We start from the raw sequence: 17,233 nt of genomic DNA, 5'->3' as shown, positions 1-17,233 counted from the left end.
CTTAAAGCGCTCTTTTTATTGTTAGGATATTTTTTCTTTTTCAAATATAAGTTCAAGTCCGCCCTCAATTAAATGAGCTATTTCCGGACGTTTCTTTTTAACCTCATCAAGATGTAACAGCACTTCATTAAGTAACTCCTGTTGTTTGTTTTGGTTAAGGAGCTCAGTAATTTCTACCGATAATAACCAGTCGTTAGAATGGTTTTCCTTAAGCTTCTTAAATATATCTTCAATGCTAATAGTATTAGCAACACCATCTCTGATATTTCTTATATTTTGATACAGTCCTTCCAGTTCTTCCTTTTGGGCCGATTTTTTAGCTTTTATAGTTTTGCTTGAAGGAACGTGTGTTATAAGATCAAAACTGTTTACATCGGCCGGGCCTGAATAAGCAGAAACCACTTTTTTACCCACAGCCATATCATAAGTACCCCATTCCGGCTGGAATAACACTTTATCCCCATTGGTTACAGTACAATCTTTAAAGCTTATCAGTATAATTTTACCCTGTATGTTTCTCGTTCCGGTAATTATCTCTCCGCTAACGGTTATGTCTCCTTCAAATTCAAGGGTAACTCTTTCCCCTTCATATACACCATAAGCTTTAAGATCACGCGGACTCATATCCTCAATAGCAAGGTTAATACCCTTAAGCTTACCAATAGGGCTACCAAAACCTTCTGCATGGTAAGCTGTACCATGACCTACAAGTTCTTTCTCCCTATAAGCAAGAGCCGTACCTCCGGTTGCCTGGATATACACCGGCTTACCTTCACTTTCAATCACGTTTGTGAATACTCCTGATATTTGTACTCCTGTACTTAACTCTATAGTACCTAATGCATTTGAATTAATTAATTTTTGAATACCGGAAAGTCCTCCTGTACGTAATGCCATTTTATTGGCAAACTCTTCAAGTACTAAGCTAAGATGTGCAAAATCGGGTGTTACAAAAAGTTGTGGTTGCGGTTTAGTGATATCAAAGCTTTGGTAAGCCGCATTAATATCATATGGCAGTTTTTTTACATTATCGGTCATACACCAAGCACTCTCCCCAATTGAAGAAAGTAATCCGGCACCATATATCTTAGGATCTTCCACAGTACCTATAAGTCCGTACTCAACTGTCCACCAGTGAAGGTTTCTTATAAGTGCCATTTCGCTAAGTTCACCCATATCATTCTGCAATTCGTCAACCCTCTTCTCGGCAGCTTCAATTTCATCCTGAGGCGTACCTTCAGCTTCTTTTAATATAGAAAGCAAACGTATTGCCTCATATATTTCATAATCCCTGGCTGATGATATGGCTTTACAGCCAATTTCACCAAATCTTCTTAAATATTCTGCATATTCAGGGTTTGCAATAATAGGCGCATGACCGGCTCCTTCATGTATAATATCTGGCGCAGGGGTATATTCAATATGCTCTAACTGACGGATATCCGAAGCTATTACAAGTACATTATAAGCCTGGAATTCCATGAAGGCATTAGGCGGAATAAATCCGTCTACAGCAACAGCTGCCCATCCTATTTCCTTTAATATCCTGTTCATACCATACATGCTTGGTATGTTGTTTATCTCTATACCTGTTTTTTTAAGTCCTTCTAAATAAGAGCTATGTGCCACTTTACTAAGGTAATTTACATTTTTGCGCATAACATAGCGCCACACCGCCTGATTTATAGGTGTATATTCCTCATAATCCTGCGGCTTTATAAACTGTTTAAGGTGCTTAGGCAGCCTCTCTATCAACGGATTGCTTTCTATTGTAGCATTCATAGTTAAGTAGTCTTAGTAATTGAGGTAAAATTACGAAATTCTCAATTAATTTTAATCACACAAACAGAATCAATTGTTAAAGCCTGAAAATTAGCTCCCTTTTTAAAGGAATTCGAACAAAATTTAAATTTTAACACTACCCTTTTGCAATAAAGCCCTCTATTCTCAGTTTTATTTTTACTTTTACGACCCTTAACATTAATTAATTTTTAAATTTTCATTATGAAAAAACTTTTTTGCTTTTTAGCTGTAGCTGCAACTGCGGCTTTTACATCATGTAGCAGTGATGACGATTCAGGAAACAATGGTGAAAACCCAGGAACAGGAAACGAAGTAACAGCTATTACACTTTCTGCAAGTGCAACATCTGTTGATCTTGGTACTGCTGTTACTTTCACTGTAGTTGATCAGGATGGTGATGCTGTGACAAATGCTACTTTAACTGCTAATGGTAATGCTATAACTAGCCCATGGACTGCTGAAACTGCAGGTGAATATACTGTAGTTGCTACTTTAGGTGAGCTTACTTCATCTGTTACTGTTACTGTAACAGAAGAAGACACAACTCCTGTTGCTAGCGATTCATTTGTAATAGATGACACAAACTATGAAACTAACGTTGGTGCTTTTGCATACAGAGGTATATATGCTGCTGAAACAGAAGGGGAATATGTAATTGTATGGGACTTTAATCCTTATTTAGTTGTAGGAACAGGAGAAGAAGCAACTTTTCCAAACGACCTATACATTACTTTACAATTTCCAATTACACCAACTGGAGAAAACGAAGCTGGTGAGCCTACATTTACAATTACAAACCCAACTACTGGCGAGTTTACTTTAGACACTAACATATTAGACGCTTGGATTATTGCTAACTCTGAAGCATTATTACCTACTGACGCAACTGAAAGAGCTGCGGCTATCTCTGATATTACTCTAAACATAACAGCATTACAGTTTGCTGAAACTGAAGGAGGTTCTTCTAACCTTGAAGCTACTTACACAATCACGCTAACTAATGGCACTGTAATTAATGGTGAATATAGTGGTGAAACTGGCATGTATGATGGTACTAACCAAGGAAGAGGCATTAGCATTAAAAATACAACAGTTGCAAAATCTCAAAACTTAAGAAAATAATTTTTCTTATTTAATATAAAACCCGCCATTAGGCGGGTTTTTTTATTAGTAATAATCTAAAAATTTGGCACATAAATTGCTAAGGCATTTCTAAATTTTAACTAAATATTAATTATTGTTATGAAAAAAATTATTTACTTTTTAGCACTCGCTGCAACCGCAGCTTTTACATCGTGTAATAACGATGATGATTCAGGAAATAATTCAGAGAATCAGGTAACGGCTATTACTCTTACCTCCAGCACAGAGAGTATTATTATTGGAGAAGGCTCATTTACATTTACTGTAAAAGATCAAAACGGCAACACATTAACAGATGCCACACTTACAGCAAACCAAACTGCAATTACCAGTCCTTGGACACCTGATGCTACAGGTACTTACACAATTAAAGCCTCCTATGGACAATTAACTGATGAGTTAACAGTAACCGTTAATGAGGTTCCACAAACTGTAAATACTTTTGCTATTGATGGCACCGAATATGCTACTACTGATAACATCATGCTTTATTTAGGAACCGATACAGGAGTAAATTACTGGATATTGCTTGCTTACTCTGCCACCGGAGAAGGAGAGGAAATGGAAATAGTAAATGAGTCTGACATTATGTTTACTACTCTTCAAACCAGTGAAACCAATCTTGATTTCCCTACTCCTCAAACAATTACTTTTGGAGAGCAGAACCCAGGTACTAAAGATGCTTACATAGCCTTTAATACTGATAATGAAGTATACACAACAGATGCAATTACAAGCCTTGAGCTTACCATAAATAGCATCAATCTTGCTGAAACAGCTGATGAGCAGTTTATTAATTACAACTATACATTAGAATTAAATGACGGTACTGTGATAACAGGAACTTTTGATGGCAGTTGGGGCTTTTTAAATGCGTCCGGAAGACCAGGTAGAAGTAACAATCCGGCAAAACAAGTTATTAATGTATCTAAAGCAGAAATTTTACAGAAAGTAAAATCAAGATCTTACCTAAAATAACAAAACTAAAAAGCCGCTCAATGAGCGGCTTTTTTTTATTTCTTATCTTTTTGTGGCGGGAACTGTGCCAATATGTTTGAAACAAATTCCTTAATTCGTTCTTCTTTTTTGTCACGGTCAAGAGTTAAAACTCCTGTACCTACTCCCTGCCAAACCAGTTCTTTACTTTTACCGTCTACAAGGTCTATATAAAGCGTTCCTTCGGTAGAGGTACTAACAGAGGTATAATTACCTCCCCAATAACCAGGGTAACCCCAGCCATAATATCCTCCCCAGCCCCAGCCGTAACCCCAGCCTCCATTAAACTGGTTTACGTTTACTTCTTTACGGGCTTTAGTAAAAAAGTTTACAAGAACATCGGGGTTTTCGCTTTTAGTAAAACCTTTAGCAGCAAATTCCTCATCCAAAGCACGAAGAATCCTTTTCTTGTCTAAGTCTGATATATCAACCTTATCAATTCCAGGCTGAAAATAGGCATAAGTCCTGTAAGTTGTGAAATCGGTAGCATCATCATAATCAGCAGCCACCCTAACAGCATTACACGAACCCGCAAGGACTAAGACAAATAGTAACGATAGCAATTTTATTGTTTTCATAATCCAATGAGTTAAGAGTTCATTTAAAAGATAAACCAATAACCCAAAGGTTATTAGCTCAACAATGCGTCGTCTACCATATTTGGCAATGTAACTTTTAGTAATGGCTGTACTTCCATAGCTCTTTTTATTGCAAAAACAGCCTCTTCATTCCTTGCCCAGCTTCTGCGTGAAATACCATTATTAACATCCCAGAAAAGCATTGATTCTAAGCGTCTTGACGCATCTTTTGAACCATCAAGAACCATACCAAAGCCACCATTTATAACCTCGCCCCAGCCTACACCTCCACCATTGTGGATGCTTACCCAGGTAGCCCCCCTAAAACTGTCGCCTATTACATTGTGTATAGCCATATCAGCCGTAAAACGTGAACCGTCATAAATATTAGATGTTTCTCGGTAAGGAGAATCAGTACCCGATACATCGTGATGATCACGGCCAAGCACCACATAGCCTATCTCTCCCCTGGCAATTGCCTGGTTAAAAGCTTCTGCTATTTTAATCCTTCCTTCTGCATCAGCATAAAGAATACGCGCCTGAGAACCTACCACAAGCTTATTTTCCTGCGCTCCTTTTATCCATTTTATATTATCCTGCATCTGCTGTTTTATTTCAGACGGAGCAGTTTTAGACATTTCTTCTAACACATTAAGTGCAATCGCATCGGTCTTAGCAAGATCTTCAGGATTACCCGAAGCACATACCCAACGGAAAGGACCAAATCCGTAATCAAAACACATAGGCCCCATAATATCCTGAACGTAGCTAGGGTATCTAAAGTCTATACCGTTTGGAGCCATTATATCGGCTCCGGCACGCGATGCCTCTAAAAGGAAAGCGTTACCATAATCAAAGAAATAGGTTCCTTTTGCGGTATGCTTATTAACAGCAGCAGCATGTCTTCTTAATGTTTCCTGAACTTTTTGCTTGAAGGTTTCAGGCTCTTCAGCCATTAGCCTGTTAGATTCCTCAAAGCTTATTCCTGCCGGATAATAACCACCTGCCCACGGATTGTGAAGCGAAGTTTGATCACTACCTAAATCTATATAGATATTTGCTTCATCAAATTTCTCCCATACATCAACCACATTACCCTGATAAGCGATAGAAACAACTTCTTTATTAGCTTTAGCCTCTATAACTCTTTTTACAAGGGAATCTGTATCGGTAACAACTTCATCAACCCATCCCTGAGAGTGACGTGTATGTACCGCTTTAGGGTTAACCTCTGCACAAACTGTAATACAGCCTGCAATGTTACCTGCCTTTGGCTGAGCACCACTCATACCTCCAAGACCAGATGTTACAAACACTTTACCTTCAAGGCCTTCTCCGTTTTTAGATATTTTTCTTCCGCCGTTCATAACTGTAATGGTAGTACCATGTACAATTCCCTGCGGACCAATATACATATAGCTACCCGCTGTCATTTGCCCGTATTGGGTAACACCAAGTGCATTGAATTTTTCCCAATCATCCGGCTTAGAATAGTTAGGGATCATCATACCGTTTGTAACCACTACTCTTGGTGCCTCTTTATGAGACGGGAATAGCCCCATTGGGTGACCTGAATACATAACAAGAGTTTGCTCTTCGGTCATTTCACTAAGATACTTCATAGTTAACCTGTACTGCGCCCAGTTTTGGAAAACAGCACCATTACCACCATACGTAATCAATTCGTGCGGATGCTGCGCCACTGCATAGTCAAGGTTATTTTGTATCATCAGCATAATGGCTTTTGCCTGCTCTGATTTACCCGGATATTCTGATATTGGCCTTGCGTACATTTTATAGTCAGGACGCAGGCGATACATATATATACGTCCGTATTTTTCAAGCTCTTCCGTAAATTCTTTAATCAGTTCAGCATGATGCTGAGGCTCAAAATAACGAAGTGCATTACGTAATGCCAGCTTTTTTTCTTCCGCTGTTAGTATCTCTTTACGTTTTGGCGCATGATTTATAGATGGATCATAGGGCTTAGCCTGTGGTAAAACCGAAGGAATCCCTTCCTGTATCTGTTCCTTGAATGTCATCTTTATATATATTTATTACACCTGACGTTAACTCTCTGCTTAGACAGTTAAGGCCAACTATTTTTTAAATGTTCCTGTTTTTTTATCGTACCCATACGGGCAGTGGCGGCAACCGCTTTTACAGCAATATCCTCTCTTTAAATGAAATTTTTCTGTAAAAACCTTATAGCCTTCCGGCGAAAGATAATAATCTTCACCTTCTATTAATTTATTTTCAGAATTTTGCCAGCTCATGCGCGCAAATTTATGAACTTTACATTTAATGATAGTAATTGTATCTAATTATTTAATACGTAGGGGTTATACCGCAATGGCTTTATTCCCTTTTATAATACTCCGCAAAAAGGAGTATAAAGAGAATGCTGTGTTGCTTAATCATGAAAAAATTCATTTAAGACAACAGGCAGAACTTTTAATCCTGCCTTTTTACCTGTGGTATCTTATTGAATTTTTTATACGGTTAGCCTATTACAGAAATCATAAAACAGCCTATCGCAACATTAGTTTTGAACGGGAAGCCTACTGTAATGAAACCAATCCTAATTACCTAAGAAACAGAAAACTATTTAAATTCATTTCTTATTACTAAAAAGCAAAATTATTAACAAATTGACATTTTGTAACCCAATAAATTATACATTTACTACCACAAACACTAAAACAAATAATTATGAACTTTAACTGGCTTGCAATTTTAGTTGCTGCACTATCTACAATGGTAGTAGGCTTTATTTGGTACAATCCTAAAGTTTTTGGTACTGCCTGGATGAAAGAAACAGGTATGACCGAGGAAAAAGCAAAAGGAGCAAATATGTTTAAGATTTTCGGGATGGCTATTCTTTTTGCGTTCCTGATTTCATTTATTCTTCAGTTTCTTGTTATACATCAGTTTGGTCCTTCAGGAATGGTAGGCGGACCTGAGTTTTTTGAAACAGCTAAACCGTCTTACAAGGCATTTATGGCAGATTATGGTGATGCTTTCAGGACATTTAAACATGGGGCTCTTCATGGCTTTATGGCCGGACTTTTCCTTGCTCTTCCTGTTACGGGTACTAATGCCCTTTTTGAAAGAAAAAGTGTTAAATACATTCTTATTAACGGTGGTTACTGGATTGTTTGCTTTACCATTATGGGTGGCATACTATGTTCATGGCCTGCATAATTAAAAATATATAGCAATTAAAAATCTCCTTCGGGAGATTTTTCTTTTCTTTACCATTGCTTTGAGTCCTAAACTTTCTTATAAAATATTTACATCAGCTGCATCCCTTCCTCAGGAGTGGGACATTATTGCTGTTAAAAATATTTTCCTTTCCAAAAACTATATGCAGATACTGGAGAGCTCCTCTCCCGCTAATATGGAATGCCATTTTGTAGGTTTATATAAAAACAATATCCTAAACGGTATTGGCGTGATACAGTATATTAATCTAAGCCGTATAAATACTTTTGGAGAGGAAATAAAAAAGAAGTTTAGTCTTAAGGATTATATTTTTAAAAGGTTTTCATCCCATGCTCTTATTCTGGGTAATAATAAACTTACCGGACAAAACGCTTACCTGCTTGCCGATACTATTAATGAGAATGAGGCTCTGATACTTTTTAGAAAAGCGCTGAAGAAAATAAAGAAAGGATACCTTAAAAAATGCGTTCACATAAATCTGGTTTCTGTAAAAGACTTTAATGAAACTGAGTTCCCTAACTTTAAATCTGCAGGTTTTAAAAACTATTACAGGTTTTGTACCCAGCCCAATATGATTTTTGACATTCACCCTGAATGGAAAGATATTGAAGACTATCTCACAGCGCTTAACACTAAATACCGCACGCAGTACAACAGGGCGCGTAAAAAGGCTGAAGGCATAGAAAAAAGAAAACTGACAGAAGAAGACATCCTGAAGCATGAAGAGCGTATCCATGAACTTTATCTTACAGTAGCCTCAAATGCTCCTTTTAATACTTTCTTTTTACCCAAAGGCCATTTCCATACCTTAAAGCAACAGCTAAAAGAGAACTTCCGCTTTTACGGGTATTTTTTCAATAACCAATTAGTTGGCTTTAGTACTTTGGTTAAGAATAACAACGACATGGACACCTACTTTTTAGGTTATGACGAAAGCGTGCAAAAAGAAAAGATGCTATATCTTAACATGCTTTACGACATGGTAGCATATGCTATAAAAAAAGGGTTTAAGCATGTTATTTTCGCCCGTTCTGCCATGGAAATAAAAAGCTCTGTAGGTGCCAGGCCCGAAGAAGTATTCGGGATCATTAAGCACAGTAATGCCTTGGTAAATACTTTTATGAGCAGGCTCTTTCCTTATTTCGATCCAAAAATAGAATGGAAACAGCGTAATCCGTTTAAGTAGTTTTAGGAACGGCTATCTTCATCTGCTTGTGGAGTATCTTTATATCCAGTCGGTCAATTTCACCGCAAAACTCACCATCAATCTGGAAACACACAGGCACATCAGTTGTTATTAGGGCATCTTCTGTCGAAATAATTTCAACATCTTTATGGCTTTCAATAGGCATTTTCCCGGCAAGCACCTTAGTTATAAAAATAAGATCAAGGCTCTTTAGTATCACTATCTCAAATTTACCATCATCCATTTTGCCTATCGGGTTTATGGTAACTCCGGTACCATAACGTTTGGTGTTGGCTATTACAATCATCCTGGCCTCTGTTTCCAGTGTATTACCGTTTGCCTCAATTATAGCATGAAAGGGATCCTGAAGCTCAGTTAATGTATTAAAAGCCTGCAATACATAACCCAGTTTGCCCCTTATATTACTTCCTTCATAGTTCCTAATCAGTTCAGCATTAACCCCAATATCACTAAGATGAAGACTTTTCTTGCCGTTAATATTAACCATATCCATCTGCATAAAATCACCATGAAAAGCAATTTCAAGAATCTGTTTAACGTCGTTGGGAAGATTCAGGTCAACAGAAAGTCCGTTTGCAGAACCTGCCGGCAACACCCCTATAACCACATCTTCATGCCCAATGGCTTCGGCTATCATTTTTACAGATCCGTCGCCTCCCGCAACCAGTACCCTTTCAGGCTTATGTTTTGTATAAAGCTTTTTTATCTCTTCCTCATCATTCTCCCCTGTGGTTTCATATTCTATAAGCGATATGTTCTCTTTATCGGCATATTCACGCACAGCTTCTAAAAGATCTGTCTTATCATTACCGCCCGCAATTGGGTTTACTACAATCAAAAATTCCTTTTGACTACTCATGTTTCCTTTTTTCATTAAATTTAATTAAATTAGAACTATAAACCTTCTTACCAAAATCATAATTTTTAATGAAGCCAATATTAAGATTGTACAGAGGCTATGCCAATGAAGGAGAGCTTATAGTGTTTGGCCACGTATTTAAACCCAGTAGTGCCAACAATTATGAATTTGAAAAAAAACGTTTTAAGAATGCAAGATCTATCATTAAGATGTTTCGGGTAAAAACAATACCTAACACTGATGTATACCTTGAACATAACGGACGTAAAATACACACAAAAGCACTTGACGACGGTTATTTTAAATTTTGCATACCCTTACAGGAACAAACCGGTTATGGTTGGACCGATTATTATGTAAGCACCCGTTATAACGGAGAAGAAATAAAAGAAAAAGGCACTTTTATAAGGCCTTATGAAGGCAATTTGGGCTTTATATCGGATATTGACGATACTTTCCTTATTTCCCACACCCGAAACATGTTTAAAAAACTTTATATCCTTTTATGGAAAAACATTAATGACAGGAAGATATTTGAAGGAGTTGTTCCGCATTATCAGGCATTAAGTACAGCAGGTCGTAATAATAAGGGAGAAAAGAATGCTTTTTTTTATGTATCGAGCAGCGAATGGAACCTGTATAAGTTTATTGTAAAATTTACCGAGATACATGAACTGCCAAGGGGGGTGTTGCTTTTAAAGGACATTAAAACCAGCCTGATGGACTTTTTTGTTACCGGACGCGGTAACCACGGCCATAAATTTGACAAGATTAAGCATATACTTGAGTTTTATCCTCATTTGCAATATACCCTTTTAGGGGATGATTCACAGCACGACCCCTATCTCTATGAAAATGTATGCAAGATTTTCCCGGTAACTGTTAAGGCAGTTTATATAAGGCAAACATCGTCTCACAAAAAAGAAAAAACTATCAAAGTTCTAAAAAACATTGAGTCGTTCGGTATAGCTACATGTTACTTTAAAGACAGCCATGAGGCCATAGAACACTCTAAAAGCATAGGTCTTATTCAGTAAACTTTAAGTTTGCTTTACCTCTTTTTTAACACTTTAAACCTTACCTTTACTCTTTAACCTTTTTAAAACCTAAGTGATTATGAAAAGATTAATGATTACAGCAGGGGTTTTAGCAATGCTTTTAGCTGCCTCATGCAAAGACAAACAAGAAGCACCTCCAACTCCGGAACCGGTAGAAAATCCTGCACCACCGGCAACTCCAAGTCCAACCACAGCTGCTCCAGTTGAGGAAGATCCTGACGGAACTTCAATCAGCATAAGCAAAGATGGAGTGAACTATGAGAACAAAAATGGTGACAGCGAGAGTAAGGTGTCTGTTTCAGGTAAAGATTCTGAAGTTGAAATAAAAACCAAAGAATAACAAAAAAGCCCCTGCAAATACAGGGGCTTTTTTTATGAATTTTCTATTTCTTCCTGAACCAGTTCCCAGTCTGCCATTAAAGCATCCAGTTCTTTTTTCTTTTTCTCGTATGCCTCAAAAAATGAAGCATCTGCCATTAGCTTTTCATAATCCGTTTCCAGTCGCTTATCGTCTTTCTGAATATTAATTTCCAACTGCTGTATCTGACTTTCAATTTTACTCAGCTTATTTTGAAGTGACTTATTCTTCTTCTGATCTTCATAAGAAACCTGTTTATTCTCTTTTGGAGTAACGGTTTTCTTTACAACATCTTTCTTTTCCACCTCACGCATATTCTCCATATTACGCTGTTCAAGATAGAAGTTAATATCACCCAGATATTCTTTTATCTTTTGGTCTTTAAACTCATAAACGGTATTTGCCATCCCCTGCAGGAAATCCCTGTCGTGAGATACCAATAGTAAAGTACCCTCAAATTTTTGCAGAGCTGCCTTTAAAACGTTCTTAGACTTAATATCAAGGTGATTGGTAGGTTCGTCCATTACAAGCACGTTAATGGGCTGTAAAAGCATTTTACAAAGCGCAAGTCTGTTTCGTTCTCCTCCCGAAAGCACTTTTACTTTCTTCTCCACATCATCACCCCTGAATAAAAACGCGCCCAACATATCCCTAACCTTAGATCGGTTAGTATCTGTAGCTGCATTTTCCATAGTTTCAAGAAGAGTTATCTCACCATCCAGATATTCTGCCTGATTTTGCGCAAAGTAACCCAGTTGTACATTATGTCCTAACTTAATGGTACCACTATATTCAAACTCATTTACTATTGCCTTTATAAGAGTCGATTTACCCTGGCCGTTTTGCCCTACAAAAGCAATCTTACTTCCTCTTTCAATTAGCAGGTTTATATCTTTTAAAATGGTCTTTTCACCATATTTCTTGGTAACATCTTCTGCTTCCACTACAACACGTCCCGGAGTAACCGAGACAGGGAAAGATATGTTCATAACCGAGTTATCATCTTCATCCACCTCAATACGGTCAATCTTATCCAGTTTTTTTATTAAAGATTGCGCCATTGATGCTTTAGATGCCTTAGCTCTGAACTTCTCTATAAGCTTTTCGGTATTCTCAATCATTTTTTCCTGATTCTTTTGGGTAGCCAATTGCTTTTCCCTTATCTCTTCCCTAAGAGTCAGGTATTGTGTATAGGGTTTATTGAAATCGTAAATTTTACCAAGAGAAATTTCTATTGTCCTGTTAGTTACATTATCAAGGAACATTTTATCGTGCGACACTATTACCACTACCCCCGGATAATTCCTTAAAAACTGCTCCAGCCAAATGATACTCTCAATATCAAGGTGGTTGGTAGGCTCATCCAGAAGCAATACATCATTAGACTGCAGTAATAGCTTGGCAAGCTCTATCCTCATCCTCCATCCTCCTGAAAAGGTATCTGTAAGTTTATCGAAATCCTCCCTCTTAAAACCAAGTCCTAAAAGAATTTTCTCTGTTTCCCCTACATAATTATACCCACCAAGTATTTCATAATGATGAGTATGATCACTAAGGTCTTCTATAAGTTTAGAATACTCTTCGCTCTCATAATCTGTTCTGGTAGCCAACTGATGGTTAATTTCATCTATTTTAAACTCTACCCTCTTAATTTCTTCAAAAGCCTGATAAGCTTCATCAAGTACACTCCTTCCCTGCACAAAATCAATATCCTGTCTAAGAAAGCCTAACTTTACCTCCTTCTCTGTTGCTATAACGCCTGAATCAGGAGGTATATCCCCCGAAAGTATTTTAAGCATAGTCGATTTACCGGCACCGTTCTTACCCACAAGTCCCACTCTGTCTCCGGCACCCAACCTGAAGGTTACTTCTTCAAATAAATAAGTACCTCCAAAAGAAACCGACAAATTATGTATGTTAAGCATTATTCTGTTTTTATAAATTGTAAATTTGTGAAAATCAAATTTTTTGCAAATGTTAAAAAAAGGATCGAAACTATATAGCATTTTAACAGGAACCTGTCCTCGTTGTCAGGAAGAAAGCATGTATAAGGACAAAAACCCTTTCAATTTGCTTAATATTTATAAGATGAACGAGAAATGCAGCCACTGCGGATTACATTATAAAATAGAGCCTTCCTTTTTTTACGGAGCTATGTATGTTAGCTATGCCCTTGGCGTTGCCTTTAGTGTTGCTGCTTTTATTATCAGCTATGTATTTATAGGCTCAGAACTTAAAACAGCCTTTTTTGTTATAATCGCAACATTGGTTGTGTTTATGCCTATAATCATGCGTCTTTCACGAAACATCTGGATTAACTTTTTTATAAGCTATAAAAAGGACTGGCGTAATGACACTAACGCTTAAACCTATGTAAACTTACACTTTTATCAATAGCGACATTATTTTCTATTGAATCAAATAAAGCTTTTGCCATTGGTGGACCCAACATAACGCCACGTGTACCCAAACCATTTAAGAGATGTACTCTTTTATATATCTCATGCGTACCTATTAAAGGCTTTCTGTCCTTTACAGTAGGTCTTATTCCTGCCAAATGCTCGAGTATTTGATAATTACACGAAATAAGTTCATCCAGCTTTTCTATTAATTCCTTTCTGCCTGCTTCCGTAGGATTAGCAGTCTTATCATACCACTCATAAGTAGCACCAACCCTATATGTATCATTACCTATTGGTAAAATGAAAATACTGGCATTAATAGCCACGTCTAACTTTAAATCGGGAGCTTTAACAACCAAGAGTTCACCTTTAGTGCCATCCAAAGGTAAATTCATAAAATAGGGGTTAGCGTGAAGTCCAAATCCTTCACAAAAAACAATATGTCTTGCCTTTAATCCTTTATACTCTACAAAGTCAGTATTTATCTGTAAATCGGCATGATTAAATGTATCCTTTATCAAATGGTTATCAGAATCCAGGTACTTATGGTATGAATCTAAAAACACGTCTGTATCCACATACCCTGTATGCAACACTTTACCATAACCAAACGGAGAATCTATACCGAAATATTTAGTATGCACAACCGAAGTAGAAAGAAAAGCCGACAAAGCAGGTTTATCCGTTGCCTCAAACCAGTTATTCTGTTCTTCCGCCGATACAAACTTGCGATATATAGGCAGACTTATATCAAACTTTACATTAAGTCGTTCTTCAATATTTTTATAAAATGGTCTTATAAACTCAAGATGTTCTTTAGCATCTAAAGGCATGCTGAACCTTTTTAATATAACCGGATTATATAACCCCGCTGCAACATAACTCGAATTTTGCGACTTATCACTTATAACCGTAAACGATTTACCGTTTAAAAAGGCAGTTTCGGCAAAACTCACTCCGGCAATACCGGCACCAACTATTATATAATCTTTCATGATGTAAAAATAAAAAACTCTTACTTAAAAAAGTAAGAGTTTTTCATGTTGTATAGTGAACTATCTATTAGTAATTCCACATATCCTGCTCGAAGTTACGAATAACCTCTTTCAGTCTTTCAGCTTCAAGAAGCTGCATTTGTGAATTATCTTTTAAATAGTCTTCAATAAGTCTGTCACCATATTCGTTTTCAACTTTTACAATTGTAGCAGAGAAACGACGTGAGTTTAACAAGTGATCAAAAGTGATAGGCATTGCAGAGTTTCTTGGGTTGAATGCATCTTCTTTGTGCAGGATATCTCTTGCTGCAGGGAAGTATACCCAAAATAATTGAATTGGATCTGCAGTTTCACCCATCCTCATTTTAGTAAGAGCGTCAACCGCCATAGGACAAATACCTATTAATCTGTATTTCAACTCACCTTGCCTCTTGTCAAAGTACCAGTAACCTTCAATCATATATTTAGTTACATCGGCAGCAGTAACTTCAGACGTATCAAAATGCTCGGCAGTTAAAATACCTTTCGCTTTAAGTTCATCTTCTGTTTGCCCCATGTACTGGTTCATTGTTTCAATACCGAAACTATTAAGTTCTTTATAACTAAAAAGCTGTTCAAGATTTTCAGGAGTAATTTTATCTCTGAAATATGAATCACCATATACCTCTGTTAACTCTCCGTTTTTAATAGCCGTAGTTAAAACATGGAATAGTGATTTTCTATTGTCGCCCAGGTTATCTTCAATAGGGAAATATAACGGGAAATTGATTCTCTCATCAAGATCAATCACTTCCCAAACCCTTTTGCTGAATAAGATATCCCTATCACCTACGTAACCGTAAGGAAGTGGATTATCATTATCTGCAACCATTTCCGCTTCGGTTTTCTTACCTATCTCATCCGGAGTTTTTGCATTAAGTACGTTAGATTGAGCAAAAGCAGAACCTGTACCTAACATAAAAAGAGCCGCTAATAAAATTTTTTTACTATTCATATTTTAATTTTAAACTGTAAAAGAAAAACGTTCTTTTAAAAATATTATTGTACTTCCCAGTTAAATGCTGTAGAAGGCTTAGGAGTATAACCCGCAGCTCCAATAATATCATATTTTATATTAGTGATGATAACCTGATCACCTCTAGAAGATTTAGAAATAGCACTTAAAGCCTGAGCATTAAACTTGTTACCTTGACAAATGATTGCTGGGCTACCTGGCACATAAACCTCAAACTGCTTGATGTTAGTTTTAATATCAAACACGAAATCAGAGAAATCAATATCAATAGTAGAGTTAGAAAGGTCATTTTTATTACCTTTAGCTGAACCTACTTTACCTCTTAGTTTAGGACTTGGAGCAGGAATCTCTCTAATATTAAATTTCTTACTATCACTTACCACTTGTCCTCCAGGTAATTTACCACTAACCTTTACAGTAGCCTCTCTACCCGAAACACCGTTTAAACTCCAAACATACTTACCATTTCCAACTTTTTTAAGACCTGGTGCAGATGCAGTTACATCACTGTCAGGAATACCTGCAAATGAAATTGTCATTGGGTTTTCGACACCACGGTAAACAGAGTTCATTTTATCAGCAGAAATTGTAGCTGAGTTTGGTTTAGGAACCACTACATAATTACCTTTAATAGGAATTTCAACTGGCTTACCATTCTCAACAAATGTAAATTTACCGCCTATTTCATGTTCACCTATGTTACCTGCACCAAATTCAAAATTAACCTGACCACCTTTTAAAGCTTTATTTAAGTCAACCTGACTTCCATTAAGTTCTACAGATGTAGGAACAGTCGATTCGTCATAACGACCAAGCACTATAGTACCTTTAACTGGCTCACCAGCAAAGAAGGCTGATTTTTCAGTAACAACCATTGCCTGATAGTTATTCATCGATGCAATAGCAGCCGTAGTATTACCTACTAAAGCATTATAGATATCCTGCTCAGTTTTCTTAACATCATTCTGCATAGCAGTAAGCTTTGTTAAAGATGCAATTGCTGGGAAACCTTTATAATGATAATCAAGATATTTTTTCTTAACACCTTCACCATCTGTTACATCACCTAAATCAAATTTACGGTTGATATCCTGAACAATGATTTTATACTCAGTGCTTTTTCCTAAGATAGAAACAAGATCGCTTTTATATTTTTCAATTGTAGCAATAATTTCCTGTCCTTTTTTAGAATAACCGTCACCATCAAACCATTTCTCATCAATCATATCACCTTTATCCATTGCTTCATAAGGCAATTTACCATTCTCTCTTTCGAAAGAAGAAGTAACATCATTCTTAAGAGATTCGATGTAAGCATAAAAAGCATCCGTTACAGGCTTAACTTTTTTCGCTTTCTCAAAAGGCTCCGCATACTGAGATGCATTTTCTTTTGCTTTAGACTGTAAGTCAGCATAAAGTGTATTGTTATAATCTTTAGAGAACGCATTTACGTCCTCAAATTTTTCGTTCATCAAACCAAAAGCGGATAGTACCTCTTTTGACATGTTCAATGCCAACATAGCGATGAAAACCAGGTACATCAGGTTAATCATCTTCTGCCTTGGGGTTAATTTTCCTCCTGCCATTTTCTAAT

The 17,233-nt window shown here is 36.9% G+C and carries 17 protein-coding genes; 8 read left to right on the top strand and 9 right to left on the bottom strand.

Annotated elements, in window-relative coordinates; genetic code table 11:
- Nucleotides 1-21: 21 nt before the first annotated feature.
- Entirely contained in the window at nt 22-1,782 is a 1,761-nt protein-coding gene (locus NU09_RS11965; protein ID WP_129751531.1) for an aromatic amino acid hydroxylase, read from the bottom strand.
- 222 nt (nt 1,783-2,004) lie between these two features.
- Between NU09_RS11965 and NU09_RS11960 the strand changes: the two genes are divergently transcribed.
- Both NU09_RS11960 and NU09_RS11955 read left to right on the top strand, forming a co-directional pair.
- Entirely contained in the window at nt 2,005-2,925 is a 921-nt protein-coding gene (locus tag NU09_RS11960; protein WP_129751530.1) for a hypothetical protein, read from the top strand.
- Nucleotides 2,926-3,045: 120 nt separating this feature from the next.
- Nucleotides 3,046-3,924 (top strand): hypothetical protein, encoded by an 879-nt coding sequence (locus NU09_RS11955; protein ID WP_129751529.1) that lies wholly within the window; start codon nt 3,046-3,048, stop codon nt 3,922-3,924.
- A gap of 35 nt (nt 3,925-3,959) precedes the next feature.
- Here the strand turns inward: NU09_RS11955 and NU09_RS11950 are convergent, their stop codons facing one another.
- From NU09_RS11950 to NU09_RS17090, 3 genes are read right to left on the bottom strand one after another with little or no spacing between them, the layout of a single operon-like run.
- Nucleotides 3,960-4,520 carry a DUF4136 domain-containing protein gene (locus NU09_RS11950; RefSeq protein WP_129751528.1) on the bottom strand — a complete coding sequence of 187 codons (561 nt, stop codon included), beginning with the start codon at nt 4,518-4,520 and terminating at the stop codon, nt 3,960-3,962.
- 53 nt (nt 4,521-4,573) lie between these two features.
- A complete protein-coding gene (locus NU09_RS11945) occupies nt 4,574-6,562 on the bottom strand; it encodes a urocanate hydratase (RefSeq protein WP_129751527.1) in 1,989 nt (662 codons plus the stop codon).
- Nucleotides 6,563-6,619: 57 nt separating this feature from the next.
- On the bottom strand, nt 6,620-6,796 hold the full coding sequence (locus NU09_RS17090; protein WP_165357690.1) for a DUF5522 domain-containing protein: 177 nt from the start codon (nt 6,794-6,796) through the stop codon (nt 6,620-6,622).
- Nucleotides 6,797-6,827: 31 nt separating this feature from the next.
- Between NU09_RS17090 and NU09_RS11940 the strand changes: the two genes are divergently transcribed.
- The 3 genes from NU09_RS11940 to NU09_RS11930 all read left to right on the top strand — a co-directional run bounded on the left by NU09_RS11940 (nt 6,828) and on the right by NU09_RS11930 (nt 8,931).
- Complete coding sequence (locus tag NU09_RS11940) at nt 6,828-7,151, top strand: hypothetical protein (RefSeq protein WP_129751675.1); 324 nt, start codon at nt 6,828-6,830, stop codon at nt 7,149-7,151.
- A gap of 81 nt (nt 7,152-7,232) precedes the next feature.
- Nucleotides 7,233-7,724 (top strand): DUF1761 domain-containing protein, encoded by a 492-nt coding sequence (locus tag NU09_RS11935; RefSeq protein WP_129751526.1) that lies wholly within the window; start codon nt 7,233-7,235, stop codon nt 7,722-7,724.
- 61 nt (nt 7,725-7,785) lie between these two features.
- Nucleotides 7,786-8,931: a GNAT family N-acetyltransferase gene (locus NU09_RS11930; protein WP_129751525.1), complete on the top strand. Its 1,146-nt coding sequence runs from the start codon at nt 7,786-7,788 to the stop codon at nt 8,929-8,931.
- On the opposite strand, the gene NU09_RS11925 is transcribed toward NU09_RS11930, so the two are convergent.
- Nucleotides 8,924-9,826: a diacylglycerol/lipid kinase family protein gene (locus NU09_RS11925; RefSeq protein WP_242501871.1), complete on the bottom strand. Its 903-nt coding sequence runs from the start codon at nt 9,824-9,826 to the stop codon at nt 8,924-8,926. The genes NU09_RS11930 and NU09_RS11925 overlap by 8 nt on opposite strands.
- 53 nt (nt 9,827-9,879) lie before the next feature.
- On the opposite strand from NU09_RS11925, the gene NU09_RS11920 reads away from it, so the two are divergent.
- Entirely contained in the window at nt 9,880-10,848 is a 969-nt protein-coding gene (locus NU09_RS11920) for an App1 family protein (protein ID WP_129751524.1), read from the top strand.
- A 79-nt stretch (nt 10,849-10,927) separates the two neighbouring features.
- The gene (locus NU09_RS11915; RefSeq protein ID WP_129751523.1) at nt 10,928-11,209 is read left to right on the top strand and encodes a hypothetical protein; all 282 of its coding nucleotides are present in this window, start codon (nt 10,928-10,930) and stop codon (nt 11,207-11,209) included.
- A 32-nt stretch (nt 11,210-11,241) separates the two neighbouring features.
- Here NU09_RS11915 and NU09_RS11910 read toward each other — a convergent pair whose 3' ends face one another.
- Entirely contained in the window at nt 11,242-13,152 is a 1,911-nt protein-coding gene (locus NU09_RS11910; protein ID WP_129751522.1) for an ABC-F family ATP-binding cassette domain-containing protein, read from the bottom strand.
- A 49-nt stretch (nt 13,153-13,201) separates the two neighbouring features.
- Between NU09_RS11910 and NU09_RS11905 the strand changes: the two genes are divergently transcribed.
- Nucleotides 13,202-13,594 (top strand): DUF983 domain-containing protein, encoded by a 393-nt coding sequence (locus tag NU09_RS11905; RefSeq protein WP_129751521.1) that lies wholly within the window; start codon nt 13,202-13,204, stop codon nt 13,592-13,594.
- On the opposite strand, the gene NU09_RS11900 is transcribed toward NU09_RS11905, so the two are convergent.
- From NU09_RS11900 to gldM, 3 genes are all read right to left on the bottom strand, one after another.
- Nucleotides 13,584-14,624, bottom strand: coding sequence for an NAD(P)/FAD-dependent oxidoreductase (locus tag NU09_RS11900; protein WP_129751520.1), 1,041 nt, complete (start codon nt 14,622-14,624; stop codon nt 13,584-13,586). The genes NU09_RS11905 and NU09_RS11900 overlap by 11 nt on opposite strands.
- A 67-nt stretch (nt 14,625-14,691) precedes the next feature.
- Nucleotides 14,692-15,618, bottom strand: a complete 927-nt coding sequence (gldN, locus tag NU09_RS11895) for a gliding motility protein GldN (protein ID WP_129751519.1) — start codon at nt 15,616-15,618, stop codon at nt 14,692-14,694.
- A gap of 44 nt (nt 15,619-15,662) precedes the next feature.
- Complete coding sequence (gldM, locus tag NU09_RS11890) at nt 15,663-17,225, bottom strand: gliding motility protein GldM (protein WP_129751518.1); 1,563 nt, start codon at nt 17,223-17,225, stop codon at nt 15,663-15,665.
- Between the last annotated feature and the right edge of the window lie 8 nt (nt 17,226-17,233).

Source organism: Flavobacterium beibuense, from assembly GCF_004151245.1.
Taxonomy (GTDB): domain Bacteria; phylum Bacteroidota; class Bacteroidia; order Flavobacteriales; family Flavobacteriaceae; genus Flavobacterium; species Flavobacterium beibuense_A.
Note: the sequence above shows the minus strand (reverse complement) of the source record. Positions and strands in the feature narration are given on the sequence as shown.